This is a genomic window from uncultured Bifidobacterium sp. (genome assembly GCF_949292005.1).
Taxonomy (GTDB): Bacteria; Actinomycetota; Actinomycetes; order Actinomycetales; family Bifidobacteriaceae; genus Bifidobacterium.
This window is the reverse complement of the sequence record NZ_CASEXV010000031.1, coordinates 1-18,778: the sequence shown is the minus strand read 5'-3', so window position 1 is coordinate 18,778 and position 18,778 is coordinate 1. Positions and strand designations below refer to the sequence as shown.

Below are 18,778 nucleotides of genomic sequence, written 5' to 3'. Positions count from 1 at the left end.
CGATTCCGCCCAGGCCGTCATCATGAACGACGACATCGCCTCCGTGTACCGGGCCCTGTCGATAGCCCGACGAACCATGAACGTGATGCTTCAGGCGGTGGCCGGAGGACTTCTGCTGGCGCTTCTCGGCATGGCCGCCGCCGCATTCGACCTCATACCCGTCGTGGTGGGCGCGTTCCTTCAGGAGGGGATCGACGTGGGGTCGATCCTCTGGGCCCTCACCGCGCTGATCGACGTTCCGCTTCCGCGCGACAGGGGATAACGGACGGAGGAGGAGCCGTTGGGGCTTACCGCGGAGGGCCCTGACATAATGGCGCCGATTGCATTAGGCTAGAGCGCGTGACTGAGAACTCTGAACTTCGCATCGCCGTCATCGGCGCCGGCCCGGCAGGCGTCTACTCATCCGACATCCTCCTGCGTCAACTGCGCAAGATCGGCGCGGACATGGGATTGGGCGACAAAGCCCGCATCGATCTCTTCGAGAAGCTTCCCGTCCCGTTCGGTCTGGTTCGCTATGGCGTGGCGCCCGATCATCCGAGCATCAAATTCATCGCGGACGCGTTGGAGAAGACGCTGGACAATCCCGACATTCATCTGTACTGCGACGTCGAATTCGGCAGGAATCTGACGCTGGAGGACCTTCTCGAGCGCTATGACGCCGTCCTGTTCGCCACGGGCGCGGTCGAGGACAAACCTCTCCCCATCCCCGGAACGGAGCTTGACGGCGTCTACGGGGCGGCGAGATTCGTCGAATGGTATGACGGGTATCCCACGGGAGCCAGGCGGTGGCCGTTGGACGCGGAGAGCGTGGCCGTCATCGGCGGCGGCAACGTCGCGATGGACGTGGCTCGCGAACTCATGCGCGACGCCGACGATCTGAAAAGTCGCACCGACATTCCCGATAACGTATACGAAGGCATCAAGGCCAACAAGGCCCGTGAGCTCCATCTGCTCGTCCGTCGTGGAGTCGCCCAGGCGAAGTTCTCGGTGCAGGAGCTTCGCGAGCTGGAGAAGCTTCCCGGAGTCCAGTTGATCATCGACGAGGACGATTTCGATCTCGATGACGAGACCGTCGAGGCGGCCGGGCGCGACAAGCTCACTCGCCAGATGGTCGAGGAGCTGTTCGCCATCCGGGAGATGGCCGAGGACATGGAGGATGACGGAGACGTCGACTTCGAAGGGAATCCCGCGGATCGGAAGTACTTCCTGCATTTCAACACGGCCCCCGTCGAGATCGTCGGCGAGGACGGCGAGGTCGCCGCGATTCGCGTGGAACGCACCGTCACCCGCGCCGACGGGACGATGACGCGGACCGGCGAGTTCAAGGACATACCCGTGCAGGCCGTCTATCATGCGATCGGATACAAGCCCGCCGCCGCTCCGGGGATCGCCTATGACGAACGTCGGGCCACTCTTGCCAACAGCGAGGGGCGGATTCTCACCGAGGCGTCCGAGAACGGAAGCGTCCGTCCACGGCTGTACTCGACGGGATGGGCCAAGCGCGGCCCCGTCGGATTGATCGGATCGACGAAATCGGACGCGCTCGCCATCGTCACACATATGCTTGAGGATCTTGCCGCGGCGGCCGATGGGGGAAGAATCGCATCCGACCGCGATCCCGAATCCGTTGACCGTCTGCTTGCCCAGCGAGGGGTGTCGCCCATCGATTTCGCCGGATGGAAGCGCATCGACGCTTTCGAAAGGTCGCAAGGGGCCAAAGAGGGCCGGGAGCACAAGAAGGTCATTGATCCCGAGCAGATGCGGGGCTTGGCCCGCGGGTGAGGGCTCGGTTCGATTCGTCCTGCCGATGACGGTTGCTCCCTCGGAGAACGTCCAGCAATTGTTCAGCGGTCGTGGATAGGCTCTTACGCATGAGTGACGGCGACGTGCATGTGCGGGGCCATTTCAACGGCCTCAAGACCACCCTGCTTTTTGGGCTGATGTGGGCGATCATCATGGGTATATGGTGGCTGGCGGATGGCACCACCTCCACGTTGAGCGTGTATATCGTCATCGGTTTGGTGACGACCTTCGGATCGTACTGGTTCTCCGACAGGCTAGCGATCGCGTCCATGCGCGCGCGTGCCGTCAGCGAGCAGGAGGCGCCTGTGCTTTACGGAATCGTGCGTGAGCTGTCCGCCAAGGCGGGAAAGCCCATGCCACGCATCTACATCGCGCCGACTGAAAGCCCCAACGCCTTCGCCACGGGACGTAACGAGAACCGTGCGGCGGTCTGCTGCACCCAAGGAATCCTCGAAATACTCAACGAGCGCGAGCTACGCGGGGTCCTCGGCCATGAGCTCATGCACGTCTACAACCATGACATCCTCACCTCCGCAATAGCATCCGCCATGGCGACCGTCATCACCTATCTGGGATACTCGCTGATGTACTTGGGAGGAGGCCGCAGAAGCGACCGGGATTCAAGTCCGTTGGGGGCCATCGGGCTGATTCTGAGCATGATTCTCGCACCCATCGGAGCCGCGCTGATACAGATGGCCATCTCACGAACGCGCGAGTACGACGCCGACGAGGACGGTAGCAGGCTGACTGGGGACCCCGAGGCCCTGGCCTCGGCGTTGAACAAGATCACCATCGGTGCAGGCGAGCGTCCCATGAAGCAGACGGCGGGGACGCAGTCCGTGTCGGCCATGATGATCGCGAATCCGTTCTCCGCAGGGGGGCTCTCCAGGCTGTTCTCCACTCATCCATCCACTGCCGACCGCATCTCACGGCTGATGCAGATGGCGCGTGAGATGCGTGCGTCCGAGATGCGCGGTCCACACGGAACGTCGTCGTTCCGGTGATGGAACGACGTGGCTTCCGATGCCGGATGAGGTCGTGACGGCCGAGGGGAGTCGTGCTATAGTATCCATTTGTATGCCTGAAAGATGGGCATCCGCGGATGTAGTTCATCGGTAGAACGGAAGCTTCCCAAGCTTCAGAGGCGGGTTCGACTCCCGTCATCCGCTCCATTGCCGGAATGACTTCATGCCAACGTTTATCAAGCCCCTCAGAGGTCGCCCGAGGGTTCGAATGATAACGCGGTGATAACAATCCCCGGAATCGGGCAACGGAATCGTGTCCAGCGTACGATTGAGGACCGCCCCCGCGAGTAGTGGGTTGTTGCCGCGTGTGTTAGGTGTGATGGTCTGGCGCATAAGTTCTACGTTGAGCCGCCAGCACCATGCCAGTGTCGCCGGTTCCGCCATTGCTTGTGCAAGTTCTTTGTAGTTCCGGTAGTAGCGTGTGCGTGTGTCGAACGTACAGCGCAAGCGTTTCAAGCAGCTCGTCGTATCCGGGTAGGTTTGTGAGTTTCTTATAGCGTCGTCGCTGGCTTACGGTCGCTTCGGGAAGCGTGGCGGTGGGAAGTGCGTTGATTGTGCGTTCCTCGCGATTCCAGACAAAATTCCAGGCCTGCTTCGTCATGCAACTGTATGATGACGGTTCCCTCGCCTTGTGGCCTATTTGTTTGAGTTTGTTGTGAAGCTCCCAGCCTTGGGATTCTGCCCAGATGATAGTGCGGGTCTCCGCATCGTCCAGCTCGTCGGCGTTCATGGAATCAGGCAGCCAGGCAAACCATGCGTAGATAATTACGTGATCGACGCACGTCGATTCATGATGATATTCATGCACGTGCTGCACGTAGCGGGCTGCCATGTTGAGGCATAGTAGGTGCCGTCTTTGAATCGGTAGATGTAGATGCCTTTGCGGCTGTCCTGGGGCATGGCGAATGCCGCGCTCGTGTGTCCGTCTACTGGGAAACCGTGGAAATCCAAGAAAGGCAGTTCAGTGAGACCATGGGTAACAGTGAAGCATTGACATATGCCGTTGGATATGTCACCCATCGTTTCTCTTGGGCAGTGGCCACATTGAGCAGGTCGTCGGGTGGGGCCTGCGAATGATGGCGAATGATAACGGAATCGTCGAAAGCTATCCGATCGCAGCTGTCCATTGTGTCCGGAAACGTGTGAAACACTCAAGAGGATGAGGGTACTTCGATTCCCATCGAACCACCCTCATCCTCTCCTCAAGAAACAGCTCGCTGGTGCGCCGAACGCATCACACAAGGCTTATCGCCAACAGAACCAGAGTGAGCAGCGGCAGCGCCATCTGCTTGAACGCCGCGGATCGTTTTGTGGGATCCGAAAGGAGGAGGACAAGCGCGGCCGCGGTCATCGAGCCCGTGCCTGCGATAATCAGCGCCATGCCCGCGGAGTTTCCCCCGGTCAGTGCGAGAATCGCGCCCACGATTGCCATCACCGCGAGGAACAGATTGTAGAAGCCTTGGTTGAAGGCCATCGAGCGCGTGGCGCGGGACTCCTCCGGATCCGCAATGGAGAACACTCCGCGCGCGAAGTCCGAATCCCACAGGATGGACTCCAACGTGAAGATGAACACGTGCAGCAATCCCGCCGCTGTGGCGGCGATCGCAGTGGCGACAATCATAACCGTTCCTTCTCTTCTCCCTGCCCTGGCTCGGTGCCGTGGGCGTCGTTCCACCAGATTAGTTCGCGCGCGGGAAGCCGATAGGATTCGTGTCCGGGCTTTGCGGCCTTGCCGACAGCGAGGATGATCACGGGCACATAACGGTTTGGATCAAGGCCGAACGTTTCGGCTATCCGGTCCTCCTCGAATCCCCCTATCGGATTCGTGTCGTAGCCGTGCTCGCGTGCCACGAGCATGAGCTGCATGGCCATGAGACTGGAGTCGATGTGGACGACTCGCGTCATCTTCTCACGGGTGAACTTGCGGTATGCGGGAACGATCGCGGCAAGCTGCGCCTTGGCCATCAGCCTGGGTAGTATTCCGCGTTCCGCAGCCTGCCCGTAGATCTCCTCGGCCTTGCGGTAGCATTCGAGATCCCCAAAGATGACGATCAGGTCGGACGCGTCCCTTGTCTGGCGTTTGTTCAGACGCATCAAGGGAAGGAGTTTCTTACGGGCCTCCTCGGATTCGACTATCAGGAAGCGCCAGGGCTGCATGTTGACGGAGGATGGCGCCCGCGCCGCTTCGTCGAGCATTCCCAGAAGCTCATCGTGGGTAATGTGGACGGCGGAGTCGAAATTGCGCACGGACCGGCGGCTGGTTATGGCCTCGGAAAGGCTTATGCGATTGGCGTTATCCTGATCCTTCGCTGGTTGGTCTGTCATGGTTTGTCGTGTCCTCTCGTCCCAATGTCGTCACGGTCGCACCGCAATCCTATCGGCGGGATATGGACGGCCGGACCTTTGCGCGTACAGCGTGGTCACGCGTCGTGATGTCCGCCCGAGCGTCTTTTCGAAGGATAATGGAGCCATGACCATTGCCACAAGCGAGGAATATGCCGCGATGTTGGACGCCGCATTGCGGGGTGGATACGCCTATCCGGCCATCAACGTTACGAGCACGCAGACGCTGAACGCCGCGTTGCAGGGGTTTGCCGAGGCGGATTCCGACGGTATCATCCAGGTGTCGGTGGGAGGCGCCGCGTATCTGTCCGGCAAGGCCCTTGCCGACAGGGCGGCCGGATCGCTGGCCTTCGCGGCCTTCGCGAGAGAGGTGGCATCCAGATACACCGGGGTCACGGTCGCACTGCATACGGATCATTGCGCGCCACAGTATCTGGACGACTGGGTTTTGCCGTTGCTGCACCGGGAGATCGATCAGAGGCGTCACGGCCAGGAACCGGCCTTCCAGTCGCATATGTGGGACGGATCGAGTGTCCCCCTCGCCCAGAACCTCACCATGGCTCGACATCTGTTGGATCTATGTCGCGCGGCGGGAACCGTGCTGGAGATCGAAATCGGAGCCGTGGGCGGCGAGGAGGATGGGCATCGGGCCGACATCGACGAGCGGTTGTACTCCACGCCGGCGGATGCGGTCAAGGTCGTGGAGCGTCTTGGGTTGGGTGAGCGCGGCCGTTACATGGCGGCCTTCACCTTCGGCAACGTCCATGGCGCATACAAGCCGGGGGTTGTCAAGCTGCGTCCCTCGTTGCTGGGGCGCATCCAGCATGAGGTGGACGCGAGGGCGCGGGCGGGCGCCTTCCCGGATGTGGACCCGTCCGCTCTGGTGCCGGGGAAGCCGTTCCATCTGGTTTTCCATGGAGGGTCAGGGTCCGCGCCGGAGGAGATCGCCGAGGCCGTCTCCTATGGCGTCGTCAAGATGAACGTCGACACGGACACCCAATACGCCTTCACGCGGGCGGTGGCGGGACACATGTTCGCCCATTACGACGCGGTTCTCAAAGTGGATGGCGAGGTGGGCGACAAGCGTTTTTACGATCCACGGTCGTGGGGGCGCTCGGCGGAGGACGCGATGGCCCAGAGGGTCGTGCGAGCGTGTGAGCAGCTGGGATCGGCCGGCCGCGCTTTGCGGTGAGGGGTGCTCGGCCCGGCGGTTCTGTGTAGGGCGCTCGCGATAGCCTGATTCCGGCGGAATTCGAGTTCAGGAGGTGCGGTATGCCCGGAATTGTTCTGATTGGCGCCCAGTGGGGGGATGAAGGCAAAGGCAAGGCCACCGATCTGATCGGCTCCCATGTCGACTATGTGGCCCGGTTCAACGGAGGAAACAACGCCGGCCACACCGTGGTGGTGGGTGATGAGTCGTACGCGCTGCACCTTCTTCCCAGCGGCATCATCAGTCCCGGAGTAACTCCGGTCATCGGCAATGGCGTCGTCGTCGATCCCGAGGTCCTTTTCGAGGAGATCGACGGACTGCAGGCCCGTGGCGTGGACTGCTCCAGACTACTGGTCAGCGAGGAGTCGCATGTCATCGCGCCATACCACCGCGTAATCGACAAGGTGACCGAGCGTTTTCTGGGCAAGCGGCGGATAGGCACGACGGGCCGGGGAATCGGTCCGGCGTACGCCGACAAGATCAACCGCGTCGGGATTCGCGTCCATGATCTTTTCAATGAGGGGCATCTGCGCGACAAGGTCGAGGCGAGCCTTCACCAGAAGAACCAGATGCTGGTCAAGCTTTACAACCGCCGGCCCATCGATGTGGATGAGACCACCGATGAGCTTCTCAAGCTCGGCGAGCGCCTGCGCCCATATGTGGCCAACACGTCCCTAGTGCTTAACAAGGCGCTGGACGCGGGGAAGACGGTGCTGTTCGAAGGTGGACAGGCCACGATGCTGGACGTCGACCACGGGACCTATCCCTTCGTGACGTCATCGAATCCCACGGCTGGAGGCGCCTGCACGGGAACCGGTGTGGGGCCGACCAAGATCACCAGGGTGATCGGTGTGTCCAAAGCATACGTGACCCGTGTGGGTGAGGGGCCGTTCCCCACGGAGCTTCTTGATGAGCAGGGGGAGTGGCTACGTCGTCAGGGACATGAGTTCGGTGTGACCACAGGCCGTCCTCGCCGTTGCGGATGGTTCGACGCTGTGGTGAACCGTTACGCGGCTCAGGTCAACGGATTGACCGACATCGTTCTTACGAAGCTCGATGTTCTTACGGGTCTGAAGCAGATTCCCGTCTGCGTGGCCTATGACGTGGAACATGCCGATGGCACCCATGAGAGGTGCGAGGACATGCCCGTCGATCAGGCGGAGTTCGCCACGGCCAAGCCGGTCTACGAGATGCATCCCGGATGGGATGAGGACATCTCAACCATTCACTCCTTCAAGGATCTTCCAAGCACCTGCCAGGATTATGTGAGGCGTCTCGAGGAGCTTTCCGGATGCCGCATATCGCTTATCGGCACTGGTCCACAGCGCGATCATGTGATTGAGATCCATTCGCTTGTTGACTGAGCCGCCGTCATCGCGTGGAGGAGTGTCCGGCCCGTGTATTCAGGTTGGGTCGGATTGTGAGGGGGTTCGTGGCGAGTGCGTGGACCGCGGGACATTCGACATGGGTACGAGGATCTGGGCGGTCTGCTGTCCCGTCTGAGACGGACCCAGTGGATAATGGCGTTGCGCGCCATGCTGTGCGGAATCATCGTGGGGATGCTCGTGTCCCTGTACCGCGAGGGCATTGACGCGGGGACTGTTGCGGCACGGCGTGGCTATGCCATGATTCTGCGTGATCCCCGATGGATTGGCGTGTGGATTTGCGCGGCCATCGCCGTGGGATTGCTCGTCGCCTTTCTGGTCGCTTGGGAACCCATGGCGGGCGGAAGCGGTATTCCTCAGGTCGAGGGTGTGGTGCTCCGCGGAATGCACATGACATGGCTGAGGATTCTTCTCGTCCGATTCGTGGGTGGTCTGCTGTGCGGCATGTTCGGCCTGTCTCTGGGACGTGAGGGTCCGTCAATACAGATCGGCGCGGCAACGGGTCAGGCGTCGTCCCGTGCCATGGGACGACGTGGGATCGAATCCAACTATCTGATGACCGCCGGGGCCGCGGCTGGTCTGTCCGCGGCGTTCAACGCGCCCCTTTCGGGAATGATGTTCGCATTGGAGGAGGTTCACCGCAGCTTCTCGCCGATGATCCTGCTATCCGCCACAGCCGCATCGCTCAGCGCGGATTTCGTGTCGGAATACTGGTTCGGCCTGACGCCGGTCCTCAACTTCACGAGACTCTCCCAGCTGTCGTTGACCGAATATCTGTGGATGGTGCCATTGGGCATCGCGGCCGGTCTTGTCGGATCCCTCATCAACATCATGCTTCTGGGCTTCCAGACGGCGTACTCGAGGATTTCCGCGCCCGCGCGCCCGCTTGTGGCGCTTGTGGTGGCGCTGCCGGTGGGAATATGGCTGCCGATGGCGCTTGGCGGGGGCGAGGACCTCATTGGCTTCGCCGAGCGTGCCACCAGCGGAGTGGGTTTTCTTCTGGTGCTGCTTGCCGTGAAGATGCTGTTCACATCGACGAGCTTCGGGAGCGGGGTTCCGGGAGGCATTTTCATGCCGATACTCGCATCCGGGACCCTGACGGGCAGCGTGGTGGGGATCCTCGCCGGTCATGCGGGCGTCCCGTCCGGTCACGTCGCGGTGTTCGCCGTGTGCGCGATGGCCGGGACGCTGGCGGCGTCCGTCAAGGCTCCGGTCACGTCGATTCTTCTGACCGTGGAGATGTCGGGGACGCTGGTCCACATGCTTCCGGTCACGGCTTGCGCGTTCGCGGCCCTTTTCGTGTCCGACCTGTTGCATATCAAGCCCATTTATTCGGCGTTGTTGGACCGGTACGTGGATTCCCATCCGGATGAGGCGGCCGGAAGCCTGCGTGATTCGAGGGGGCGCGAATCGGGCAACGCGGTCATGGAGTTCGGGGTCGAGGTCGGGAGCCCTCTTGCCGGCCGGAGTCTGGGCGATGTGGCCTGGCCGTCCTCGGCGGCGGTTGTGGACATTCGTCGGGGCGACGACGAGATAGTCCCGACGGCGACGACCGTTATGATGGCCGGCGATTATCTCCTCCTCATGTTCCCCGCGGCGCAGGTCACCCAGGTCCGCGCGGACATGGACTCCCTGTGTGGGACGGGCCGGTCATGATTGTGGCGTGGAGCCGCGCTTTTTCGTTCTGGTTACGGAATGCGCTCCTCGGTAACGAGGGTGAAACCTGAGGGCAATCGCTCGGGGTCTTTCTCTGCATAGCGTGTGAGAAACGATGCAGAGAGAGGACGCGCTTATGAGGGTTGAAACCCGGTCGCGGTGGCTGTCGGCCATTATTCCCGCCATCCTTCTTGCCGTGGCTTTTCTGGTGTTTCCGGCTCAGAGCCAGGCCGCCGAAGCCGTGGATGTGTGCAATCCCACGGCGACGAACGGATGCGTGAGCGGACTGCTTCAGGACACCTCGCAGAAACCCATAGCAGGGGTGACCATCACGCTTTCCGGGACGGAGAAGGCCACGACGACAAGCGCGAGTGATGGCCGGTGGGCGTTCTCCGTGGAGAGCAACGGCACGTACACGGTGACCATCGACTCCTCGGTGGCGAGCAAATACGGCTTGGCAGCATCCTCGGCCACGGTGAAGATAAACAAGAGCAGCTTCAGCCTTCAGCGCGGTGTGGTGCGCTTCGATGCCGCCTCGTCGAAGTCCAATGACGAGTCCAGCTCGTCCGCGTCCTCGTCCTCGTCGAGTTCGGGAACGGCATCGTCCGAATCCTCCTCGTCCTCCGAGGAATCAACGGGATCTGGACAGTCGACGTGGTGGTCCACCGTTCGTTCGCGGTTCTGGCAGCAGTTGTTCTCAGGACTGATCTTCGGCCTCATGCTCGGACTGATGAGCATGGGCATGAACCTCATCTATGGCACCACGGGGTTGAGCTCCTTCTCACACGGTGAGCAGGTCACTCTCGGCGGACTGATGGCCTATGTGGGAACGCAGATGATGCACATGCCGCTGTGGGCCTCCGCACTGTTCGCCATCCTCGTCGGCGGTCTGACCGGATGGATCCAAAACGATCTGGTGTGGGCGCCGTTGCGTCGCCGCCATGTGGGGACGATGCAGCAGATGATCGTGACCATCGGATTGTCGATGGCGCTCCAATACACCTACCAATTCTTCTTTGGCGGTAGCACTTTGGGCATCACAGTGGATGTTCCCGGGGGCTTCCAGATTGGCCCGATCACCACCGATGCCCCCACGCTGCTGTCGGCCGGTCTGGCGATCGCGGTGATAGCCGGCGTGACGTTCTTCCTTTACAGAACGCGGACCGGACGCGCCACGCGGGCCGTGTCCGACAACGCGTCCCTCGCGGCGGCGTCGGGCATCAACGTGGAGCGCGTGGTGCGGGTGGTGTGGATCATGTCCACATCCTTGGCCGCGTTGTCCGGTGTTCTGATCGGCATATACCTCAACGGCGTCGCCTGGAACACGGGAGCCCTGCTGCTTCTGCTCATGTTCTCGGCGGTCACGCTGGGGGGTCTGGGCACCGCGAACGGCGCGCTGGTGGGGTCGCTGATCATCGGTGTCGTCGCTGATATGAGTTCTTTGATCATTCCCAATGACATGCGGTACGCGAGCGCTTTGGCCATTCTCATCATCGTGCTGCTTTTCCGTCCGCAGGGGTTGTTCGGCAAACGTCAGCGGGTGGGGTGAGACATGGCTCGACATGGCGACGACAGGCCCGGACAGAGCGATTTGATGGCGGGTGTCGGTGATTGGGAAACGGCTATCACGGAAAGGAGCCGACTATGGATCTGACAGCGGTAATCGGCAATTCCCTGGGCGAGCTTCTCGCCCCCACGACGGCGGCCTACGCGCTGGCTGCCATCGGACTCAACGTCCACTTTGGCATGACCGGCCTGATGAATATGGGGCAGGCAGGGTTCATGCTTCTGGGGGCGTACGGTTTCGCGGTCACGCAGAGCATGGGATGGAGCCTTCTGGGATCTGTTCTCGCCGCGTTGGCGCTCGCGGCCATATATGCGGTGCTTCTGGGACTTCCCACGGTCAAGCTTGGCCCCGACTATCTGTCGATGGTCACGTTGGCCTCCGCCGAGATCATCCGCATAATCGGCAGGTCCACGTCGCTGACCTGGCTGACGGGCGGATCGGGAGGCATCTCGCCGCAGGACTTCACGTCGAAGTTCGAATCGTCGTCCCTTCTGCCCGACGGCCGCACGACTTTCCTTCTCTGGACGTACTCGAACAACACCGCGAACTCCTGGTGGATCAGGATTGCGGCGTGGACTCTGGTGGCGTTGGCTGTGGCGTTGACATGGCGATGGTTCCATTCGCCCTGGGGGCGCGTGCTCAAAGGAATTCGCGAGGACGAGAACGCAGTTCGCTCGTTGGGGAAATCGGTGACGAAGTTCAAACTGCAGTCGTTGATCCTGGGTGGCGGTTTCGGCGCCCTGGCGGGGATTCTCTTCGTCCTTCCGCGCTCCGTGCAGCCGGATTCGCTGGGGCGTCAGGTCACGTTCTATACATGGACGATTCTTCTTCTGGGTGGAGCGGCGACGGTGCTGGGGCCGATTCTCGGGTCGTGCCTTCTGTGGGTCATCCTCACCTTCACGAAGGAGCTGATGAGGGCGGCGATACCCGAGACCATCATCTCGTCCAACCAGGTGGAGGCGTTGGGATGGGTCATCGTCGGGATCGCCCTGATGTGTCTGGTCATCTTCAGACCGCAGGGCCTCCTGGGAGACCGGAAGGAGCTGGCGTTCAATGTCTGACACAACGCATATTGACGATGCCGGGGCGACCGAGCCCGCCGCCCCCTTCTACGATCTGGCCACGTGGGCGACGAAGGCTCCCGAGGGTGAAGGGCTGATATCCACGGCATACGGAGACAAGGTGCAGGAGGATCTCGCCTTCGTGCGTGCCGAGCCGGGGGTGCACAAGCCCGACCCGATTCTTGTGGCGGATGGCGTCACGCGTCGTTTCGGCGGGGTGACCGCGGTTGACGTCGGGCACTTCGAAATCGAAAGGCATGGAATAACAGCTTTGATCGGGCCGAACGGTGCCGGCAAAACCACGTTCTTCAATCTGATGACGGGCTTCGACCGGCCTCAGACCGGATCCTGGACCTTCGACGGCGTCGAGCTGGCAAGTGTGTCCCCGGAGAAGGTGGCGCGCATGGGCATGGTCCGCACCTTCCAGCTGACCAAGGTGATGAGCCGTCTGACGGTGATGGAGAACATGCTGTTGGGTGCTCCCGACCAGCCGGGTGAGGGAATGTTCCGCGCATTGATCCCGCCGCTGTGGCGCCGCCGCGAAAAGGCGGTGATGGACAAGGCCGAAACGCTTCTGAGCCGTTTTCTGCTGGATAAGAAGAAGAACGACTATGCGGGATCGCTGTCAGGTGGCCAACGCAAGTTGCTGGAGATGGCGCGCGCGCTGATGAGCGATCCGCAGATGGTGATGCTCGACGAGCCGATGGCCGGCGTGAATCCCGCGCTCAAGCAGTCGCTTCTCGACCATATCGTCTCGTTGCGCGAGCAGGGGACAACCGTGCTGTTCGTCGAGCATGACATGAACATGGTCCGGCACATCGCCGATTGGGTGACGGTGATGGCCCAGGGGAAGATCGTCGCCGAAGGACCGCCGAAAACGGTTATGAACGACCAGGCGGTGATCGACGCATATCTGGGATCGCACGCGAACATCGATCTGGGCGACGAGAGCGTGTTGGAGATGGATGCGGCGACGATGGGCGCGGCGACGGAATAGTCCAGGGTGCTCAAAGCCCACGGTACTCAAGGAGGTGCGTGATGGATATGGTGAAGGAGTCCCCGGCGGCGGTTGAGGACGCGACGCGGGACGACGCGTTGATGGAGGCCGCGGATCTTGTGGCCGGGTATATCCCGGGAGTCAACATTCTCAATGGCGCCTCGTTGGTCCTCCATTCCGGCGAGATCGTCGGAATCATCGGTCCCAACGGAGCTGGCAAATCGACGCTTCTCAAGTCGCTGTTCGGCTTGGTGCACGTCTCGTCCGGAACCCTGACGCTCAAGGGGGAGGACATCACGAACATGAGGGCCGACAAGCTCGTGTCCCGTGGCGTGGGCTTCGTCCCTCAGACGGAGAACGTGTTCCCCTCCCTCACCATCAAGGAGAATATGCAGATGGGGGCGTATCAGGAGCCGGCAAAATTCGCCGAGAGGTTCGACTATGTGGCGTCCATCTTCCCCAAGTTGGCCGACAGGCGCGATCAGGTGGCCGGATCCCTGTCGGGGGGCGAGCGCCAGATGGTGGCGATGGGGCGCGCTCTGATGATGGACCCGTCGGTTCTGCTGTTGGACGAGCCGTCCGCAGGCCTCTCACCGATGCTTCAGGACGAGACGTTCATCAGGGTCAGGCAGGTGAATAAAGCGGGGGTGTCGGTTGTCATTGTGGAGCAGAACGCCCGTCGGTGCCTGCAGATCTGCGACAGGGGTTATGTGCTCGATCAGGGGAGGAACGCCTATTCGGGAGCGGGCCGTTCCCTTCTCAACGATCCGAAGGTCGTTTCTCTGTATCTGGGCAACCTTGAGGAGGAGGTCGAGGAGGAGGGCCGTTGACATTCCGCGTCCTTGACAGTCGGAGGCCATGCCGTAAAACTTCTCGCCCGGTTCCGTGTTACAAATCGTCGATGCCTTCACCTGAGGGAAACATCCGCAGAATCTGAGCGTTTCATCCAGTGCATACCTTGTTTCTCAAGGGTGGGGAGTCCCCCGTGGCCCTCGTCCAGCCGTGCCGCCGCTTCACAATTGCGGCCGCATCAGTGAGAGAAGAGAAAGGTTGCAATATGAGGAAGAGCAGAAAAGCAACGATGGTCACCGCGCTTGCGGCCGTGGCCGCTGGCGCGATGGCGCTCGCGGGTTGTGGCGCGTCGTCATCGGGGTTGTCATCTTCCAGTTCATCCGCGCAGTTCGTCGCGGGAGGCCTATTCCCCCAGACCGGATCGCTGGCGTATCTTGGACCAGCGGAGGTGGCGGCCTTCAAACTGGCGGTTAAGGATATCAACGCGGCCGGAGGCGTCCTCGGAAAGGATGCGACGACGGCCACGGCGGATTCCTCGGATGCCGACCATGCCGATCAGAACACGGCGGGCGCCGAGTCCATTCTGAGCAAGAATCCCTCAGTCATGGTAGGACCGCCCTCCAGCGCGGTCGTGAAGAACACCTACAAGGAGGTCACGGAGGCGAAGGTTCCCATGATCTCCAACGGCGCGACCTCAACAACGCTTTCGGGAATCAGCGACTATTTCTTCCGAACCGTTCCGCCGGACACCGTCCAGGGTGCGGTTCTGGGCAGCCTCATCGCCCAGGATGGCGTGAAGAACCTCGCCATCGAGGTGTTCAACGACGAGTACGGCACCAGCCTGCGTGGCGTCGTCGTCAAAACGGTCGAGGCCGCCGGAGTGAACGTCGTCTATGGCTCAAAGAGCACCTTCGATCCCTCGGAGACCAACTTCTCGTCCTTGGTCACCGCGGTCAAGGCGACCAACCCCGATGCGGTGCTGGTCATCGCGTTCGACCAGACCAAGGCGCTCGTCAAGGAGATGGCCGCACAGGGAGTGAGCACCAAGAAGATGTACATGACGGATGGCAACACCGCCGATTACTCCAGCACCTTCTCAGCCGGCCTCCTCACGGGGGCGAAGGGGACGATTCCCGGGGCGCATCCCAGCGACGCCTTCCAGAAGCGCCTGAAGACGATCGACTCCACTCTGGTGAACTTCACCTACGCGGCCGAGACGTATGACGCGGTCGTGCTCGCCGCGCTGGCCGCACAGAAGGGAGGGGCCGTCGACGGCGCGACCGTCCAAAAGAACATGGCCGCGGTGTCTGGGGCGAATGGCGGAACGAAGTGCACGACGTACAAGGCCTGCCTCACGCTTCTCAAGGCCGGGAAGTCCATCCAGTACTCCGGTCAGGCGGGAATAGGATCGTTCAATTCGGACAACGATCCCAGTTCCGCGTCCATAGGTATCTACAAGTTCGGTTCCAACAACAAGCCGACGTTCGAGACCAGCCAGACCGGTGAGGTGCCGACCAGCTGATCTGCCACTTAGCGGGGAGCGTCTTGTGGTCCGGCTCCCCGCCGGGTTCGGTCCGCCGTTTTCCCCTGGAGCTGTGGCTTTGGCCATGGCTGCGGGGGAAACGCTTGTCCGCTTCGCGCCCATTAATGGTGTCGCTGACCTTCATCCCATGTGTTGAGTATGATTCCAATGATGGATTTGGTTGCGGCCGGCGTTGTTGCCGCCGGGTTTCGGGGCCGGGCTGATTTTGGGAGCATGAGGGCGAGGGGGCTGCGCTGTGGCTGTCGGTATGCGTGATGTCGCGAGGAAGGCCGGTGTTTCCGCGAGCACCGTCTCTCTTGTGGTCAACCAGACCGGTTATGTCTCGGATGCCATGCGCGCCAAGGTTGAGCGCGCGATGCAGGAACTCAATTACGTTCCCAATGAGCTTGCCCGCAATCTGTATCATGATCGGACCAATATGGTCGGGGTCGTCGTTCCGACGATTCGCCACCCGTTCTTCTCCTCGTTGAGCGCTTCCCTGCAGCATGTGTTCATGCAGCATGGACTCAGGACGCTTCTGTGCTCGACGGCCGATTCGGAAACGGGAGAGGCGATGTATGTCGACATGGCCCAACGTCACATGATGGATGGGCTCGTCATGGCCGCGCACACGGCCCATTCGGAACGCTACTGGACGTCCGTCGGTCGTCCGATTGTCGCCTTCGACCGGTATCTGGGTTCCGGCATTGCGTCGGTGGGGTCCGACCATGAGCAGGGTGGCATGATGATCGCGCGCCTTCTCATACCATCCGGAGTGCGCCACGTGGCGATGATCGGAGGCCCGCTCTCGCAGTTCCACGACATGCCCATAGCGTCGGGGACGACATTCCCCACGGTGAGGTATTTCATGGCGCTCCAACGTGAGTGCCTGCGGTCCGCCGTGCGTTGCGACTACGTCGAGGCCGGCTCCGTGAGCGACACCAGCGCGTACGCCCAGGCGATCCATGACGCGTTCACCCGGTGGAACGACATCGACGCGGTGGTCAGTTCGGACATCGGCGCCGCGTACTGCGTTCAGGAGGCGTTGCGGCGTGGCCTGTCCATTCCCGGGGATCTTCAGGTCGTCGCCTATGATGGCACCTATCTTGCCGATTTCGCTGGCATGCGGCTCACCGCCGTTCGTCAGGATTGCGACGGCATCGCGTCAGTGATCGCCGCGCATATGCTTGATGCGATCGACCATGATCCTGATGGCAAGCGCGAGGGGGGAGGCCAGTTGAGGCCTGATGTCGTGCCGGTGTCCCTGGTGCGTGGGGAGACGACCAGATCCTGATTCAGGATGCGGCGCTCCGCCTTCGATTCTGCCCGTTTCATGTGAGGCCGCGGTGATTGTGAGAGGAGTGCCATGTCGAGGTTCTTTCGCCAGGACAATGCTTTTCTGAGGATCATGGCGGTGGTGGCATGCCTTCCAGTCGTCACCATCGGGGCGTCGTTGACCGCGACGCACAGCGTTCTGTGGCATATGGTGCGGCATGAGGAGGGATATGTGTCACGCGAGTTCATCCGGTCCTTCCGCGCGAACCTGTGCCAGTCCACACTCGGGTGGCTGATTATTCTCGCCGCGGCCATCGTCCTCGGGGGCGACGCCTTGGCGGTGGTTTGGTACGGCGGATCCGGGCTGTCCCGTGATGTCCTTGTGGCGATCGTAATTTTGGCGGGATTGGTTCTGGCCGCGGTGTCTCAGTACTTTTTCGTTCTCGTTTCCCGGTATGAGAACTCGCTTCGTGGCCAATTCGGCAATGCTGCGGTCATCGCGGTGCGGAACCTTCCCAGAACCGTCGCCATGCTTCTGGTTCTGGGGATTTCGTATGTCGTTATGATCAGGTACGTGGTGTACGCGATCCCTCTTATCCTCCTGCTGGGGGTGTCGCTTCCGCAATACATCTGCGCGTGGCTGTACAACCCGGTGCTGCTCCGGCTGGATGGTGCGGGGCCGCGCCGCGATTAGTGGCGCTCCGGTTAGCGAGCCGCCTTTTTCAGTGGGTAGCAGACTGATTCCGCCTCGATCGTCGGTGTTGAGGCGATAAGCGTCGCGGTTATCGAGCCCGTGGGATAGATCCTGCTGCTGAAGGTCTCCTCGCCGCTGTTGACGAAGACCTCGATGGATGAGTTATCCACGAAAATCCGAAGGTCGAGATGGTCCGCCCCGGGGTGCTCGCATATGCGCTCGCCATCATCACCTCCCCTGTCTAGAACCAGCCGTCCCGTGTCTCCGTCACGGCGGAAGTCGATATGGCCGTCGCCCCAGTCGAAACGGATTCCGACACTTCCTGAGAGGGCATGTTCATCCGTGCAGGAGAACAGCATCTCGAATCGATTGTTCGGCGGTGACGCAAGATGCCGTCCGTCGGACATCGTTCCGGAAAGCGTCGAGATCGGAGGCTCTCGTAGTTGAAGGAGCTCCTGGACGGGGGTCATGCGAAGACGGCCGTCCATGACGTGCAGCTCACGTGGAAGCGTCAGCATGCCAGCCCACCCCTCCCGCTGTTCGGGGAATTCCGACAGCCACATGTCCATCCACGCGATGCACACACGTCGTCCGTCAGGTGTCATGAAAGTCTGGCTGGCGTAGAAGTCGTGCCCCCGGTCCAGCTCCTCGAAGTCGCCGGGCGTGAACGACACGTGGTCATAATCCATGACGCCGCAGAGATATCCCGTCTGGAAGGCGTTCCGATAGTGGATGCCCTGGGGCTCCATCCCTACCGGCGAGAAGAGGAGGACATGCGTTCCATCAAGTTCGAAAAGGTCGGGACATTCCCACATCCGTCCCAGATGTCCCTCGGAGCGTGCGATGGGCCCAAGGTAGTCCCATTTCAGAAGATCGTCCGAACGGTAGATGAGCGCGCGGGCGTCGTTGGAGGTGTCGGATCCGCCCAGAACCACATACCAACGTCCATCGTGCCTCCAGACCTTGGGGTCGCGAAAGTCGATTGAATTTCCGGCGGGTGGGGATGGTATGACGGGTTGCCTGGAATTTTGGCGAAGGTAACTCCATCGTCGCTGACCGCGATGTTCTGGGTTTCGACGGTATCGGTGTGTCCGGTGTACATGAGGACAAGGCGGCCATCGTCGTCGACCGCGCTTCCCGAGTAGCAGCCGCCTGCGTCCCAGACGGCGTCCGGAGCGAGAGCCACAGGCATGTCGCGCCAGTGGACCATGTCCGTGCTGACGGCATGGCCCCAGTGCATCGGCCCCCATTCGGGGGAATACGGGTGGAATTGGTAGAAGGCGTGGTATTCGCCTTGGAAATGAATGAGTCCGTTGGGGTCGTTCAGCCAGCCGACGGGTGCGGAAAGGTGGTATCCGGGGCGAAAGGCGCCGTCCTTGCCGGGAAGCGTCCGGGCTTTGTGGGATTGGATCCACGAATTGGCTCTGGTTGTGACGTACGGGTTCGAT

General features: G+C 61.4%; 16 protein-coding genes, 1 tRNA gene and 2 pseudogenes. 14 read left to right on the top strand and 5 right to left on the bottom strand.

The window, feature by feature from the left end; genetic code table 11:
* The 4 genes and pseudogenes from Q1X90_RS02525 to Q1X90_RS02510 all read left to right on the top strand — a co-directional run.
* Positions 1-262: pseudogene (locus Q1X90_RS02525) on the top strand (heavy metal translocating P-type ATPase); the annotation flags it as partial.
* A 77-nt stretch (positions 263-339) separates the two neighbouring features.
* Positions 340-1,782, top strand: coding sequence for an FAD-dependent oxidoreductase (locus tag Q1X90_RS02520; RefSeq protein ID WP_300766196.1), 1,443 nt, complete (start codon positions 340-342; stop codon positions 1,780-1,782).
* Positions 1,783-1,871: 89 nt separating this feature from the next.
* A complete protein-coding gene (gene htpX, locus Q1X90_RS02515; RefSeq protein WP_300766194.1) occupies positions 1,872-2,807 on the top strand; it encodes a zinc metalloprotease HtpX in 936 nt (311 codons plus the stop codon).
* Positions 2,808-2,901: 94 nt separating this feature from the next.
* A tRNA-Gly gene (locus Q1X90_RS02510) sits at positions 2,902-2,975 on the top strand.
* Between the two features lie 163 nt (positions 2,976-3,138).
* Here Q1X90_RS02510 and Q1X90_RS02505 read toward each other — a convergent pair.
* The 3 genes from Q1X90_RS02505 to Q1X90_RS02495 form a co-directional block, all read right to left on the bottom strand.
* A complete protein-coding gene (locus tag Q1X90_RS02505; RefSeq protein WP_300766192.1) occupies positions 3,139-3,660 on the bottom strand; it encodes a hypothetical protein in 522 nt (173 codons plus the stop codon).
* 402 nt (positions 3,661-4,062) lie between these two features.
* Positions 4,063-4,449, bottom strand: a complete 387-nt coding sequence (locus Q1X90_RS02500) for a DUF1304 domain-containing protein (RefSeq protein WP_300766190.1) — start codon at positions 4,447-4,449, stop codon at positions 4,063-4,065.
* Positions 4,446-5,153 (bottom strand): nitroreductase family protein, encoded by a 708-nt coding sequence (locus Q1X90_RS02495; protein WP_300766188.1) that lies wholly within the window; start codon positions 5,151-5,153, stop codon positions 4,446-4,448. Before Q1X90_RS02495 ends, Q1X90_RS02500 begins: the two co-directional genes overlap by 4 nt.
* A gap of 145 nt (positions 5,154-5,298) precedes the next feature.
* On the opposite strand from Q1X90_RS02495, the gene fbaA reads away from it, so the two are divergent.
* From fbaA to Q1X90_RS02445, 10 genes are all read left to right on the top strand, one after another.
* Positions 5,299-6,363 carry a class II fructose-bisphosphate aldolase gene (gene fbaA, locus Q1X90_RS02490; protein ID WP_300766186.1) on the top strand — a complete coding sequence of 355 codons (1,065 nt, stop codon included), beginning with the start codon at positions 5,299-5,301 and terminating at the stop codon, positions 6,361-6,363.
* A gap of 80 nt (positions 6,364-6,443) precedes the next feature.
* Entirely contained in the window at positions 6,444-7,745 is a 1,302-nt protein-coding gene (locus Q1X90_RS02485; protein WP_300766184.1) for an adenylosuccinate synthase, read from the top strand.
* A 75-nt stretch (positions 7,746-7,820) separates the two neighbouring features.
* Positions 7,821-9,422 (top strand): ClC family H(+)/Cl(-) exchange transporter, encoded by a 1,602-nt coding sequence (locus Q1X90_RS02480; protein WP_300766182.1) that lies wholly within the window; start codon positions 7,821-7,823, stop codon positions 9,420-9,422.
* Between the two features lie 136 nt (positions 9,423-9,558).
* Positions 9,559-10,971, top strand: coding sequence for a carboxypeptidase regulatory-like domain-containing protein (locus tag Q1X90_RS02475; RefSeq protein WP_300766180.1), 1,413 nt, complete (start codon positions 9,559-9,561; stop codon positions 10,969-10,971).
* A gap of 95 nt (positions 10,972-11,066) precedes the next feature.
* Positions 11,067-12,050, top strand: a complete 984-nt coding sequence (locus Q1X90_RS02470) for a branched-chain amino acid ABC transporter permease (protein WP_300766178.1) — start codon at positions 11,067-11,069, stop codon at positions 12,048-12,050.
* On the top strand, positions 12,043-13,047 hold the full coding sequence (locus Q1X90_RS02465) for an ABC transporter ATP-binding protein (RefSeq protein ID WP_300766175.1): 1,005 nt from the start codon (positions 12,043-12,045) through the stop codon (positions 13,045-13,047). The genes Q1X90_RS02470 and Q1X90_RS02465 overlap by 8 nt, the downstream gene beginning before the upstream one ends.
* Before the next feature lie 41 nt (positions 13,048-13,088).
* Complete coding sequence (locus Q1X90_RS02460; RefSeq protein ID WP_300766173.1) at positions 13,089-13,877, top strand: ABC transporter ATP-binding protein; 789 nt, start codon at positions 13,089-13,091, stop codon at positions 13,875-13,877.
* A 227-nt stretch (positions 13,878-14,104) separates the two neighbouring features.
* Positions 14,105-15,361, top strand: coding sequence for an ABC transporter substrate-binding protein (locus Q1X90_RS02455; RefSeq protein WP_300766171.1), 1,257 nt, complete (start codon positions 14,105-14,107; stop codon positions 15,359-15,361).
* Between the two features lie 268 nt (positions 15,362-15,629).
* Positions 15,630-16,655 carry a LacI family DNA-binding transcriptional regulator gene (locus Q1X90_RS02450; protein ID WP_300766169.1) on the top strand — a complete coding sequence of 342 codons (1,026 nt, stop codon included), beginning with the start codon at positions 15,630-15,632 and terminating at the stop codon, positions 16,653-16,655.
* Positions 16,656-16,727: 72 nt separating this feature from the next.
* Positions 16,728-17,330 (top strand): YesL family protein, encoded by a 603-nt coding sequence (locus tag Q1X90_RS02445; protein ID WP_300766167.1) that lies wholly within the window; start codon positions 16,728-16,730, stop codon positions 17,328-17,330.
* Between the two features lie 11 nt (positions 17,331-17,341).
* Here Q1X90_RS02445 and Q1X90_RS02440 read toward each other — a convergent pair whose 3' ends face one another.
* Positions 17,342-17,689: a GH32 C-terminal domain-containing protein gene (locus Q1X90_RS02440; protein ID WP_300766198.1), complete on the bottom strand. Its 348-nt coding sequence runs from the start codon at positions 17,687-17,689 to the stop codon at positions 17,342-17,344.
* Between the two features lie 162 nt (positions 17,690-17,851).
* Positions 17,852-18,636 (bottom strand): annotated as a pseudogene (locus tag Q1X90_RS02435) (glycoside hydrolase family 32 protein); the annotation flags it as partial.
* Positions 18,637-18,778 lie beyond the last annotated feature (142 nt).

Bases quoted from the DNA above. Each gene is read 5' to 3' on its own strand.
- htpX (WP_300766194.1), top strand. From the start codon at position 1,872: ATGAGTGACGGCGACGTGCATGTGCGGGGCCATTTCAACGGCCTCAAG.
- Q1X90_RS02505 (WP_300766192.1), bottom strand. From the start codon at position 3,660: ATGGCAGCCCGCTACGTGCAGCACGTGCATGAATATCATCATGAATCG.
- Q1X90_RS02500 (WP_300766190.1), bottom strand. From the start codon at position 4,449: ATGATTGTCGCCACTGCGATCGCCGCCACAGCGGCGGGATTGCTGCAC.
- Q1X90_RS02495 (WP_300766188.1), bottom strand. From the start codon at position 5,153: ATGACAGACCAACCAGCGAAGGATCAGGATAACGCCAATCGCATAAGC.
- fbaA (WP_300766186.1), top strand. From the start codon at position 5,299: ATGACCATTGCCACAAGCGAGGAATATGCCGCGATGTTGGACGCCGCA.
- Q1X90_RS02485 (WP_300766184.1), top strand. From the start codon at position 6,444: ATGCCCGGAATTGTTCTGATTGGCGCCCAGTGGGGGGATGAAGGCAAA.
- Q1X90_RS02475 (WP_300766180.1), top strand. From the start codon at position 9,559: ATGAGGGTTGAAACCCGGTCGCGGTGGCTGTCGGCCATTATTCCCGCC.
- Q1X90_RS02470 (WP_300766178.1), top strand. From the start codon at position 11,067: ATGGATCTGACAGCGGTAATCGGCAATTCCCTGGGCGAGCTTCTCGCC.
- Q1X90_RS02465 (WP_300766175.1), top strand. From the start codon at position 12,043: ATGTCTGACACAACGCATATTGACGATGCCGGGGCGACCGAGCCCGCC.
- Q1X90_RS02460 (WP_300766173.1), top strand. From the start codon at position 13,089: ATGGATATGGTGAAGGAGTCCCCGGCGGCGGTTGAGGACGCGACGCGG.
- Q1X90_RS02455 (WP_300766171.1), top strand. From the start codon at position 14,105: ATGAGGAAGAGCAGAAAAGCAACGATGGTCACCGCGCTTGCGGCCGTG.
- Q1X90_RS02450 (WP_300766169.1), top strand. From the start codon at position 15,630: ATGCGTGATGTCGCGAGGAAGGCCGGTGTTTCCGCGAGCACCGTCTCT.
- Q1X90_RS02445 (WP_300766167.1), top strand. From the start codon at position 16,728: ATGTCGAGGTTCTTTCGCCAGGACAATGCTTTTCTGAGGATCATGGCG.
- Q1X90_RS02440 (WP_300766198.1), bottom strand. From the start codon at position 17,689: ATGCTGTTCTCCTGCACGGATGAACATGCCCTCTCAGGAAGTGTCGGA.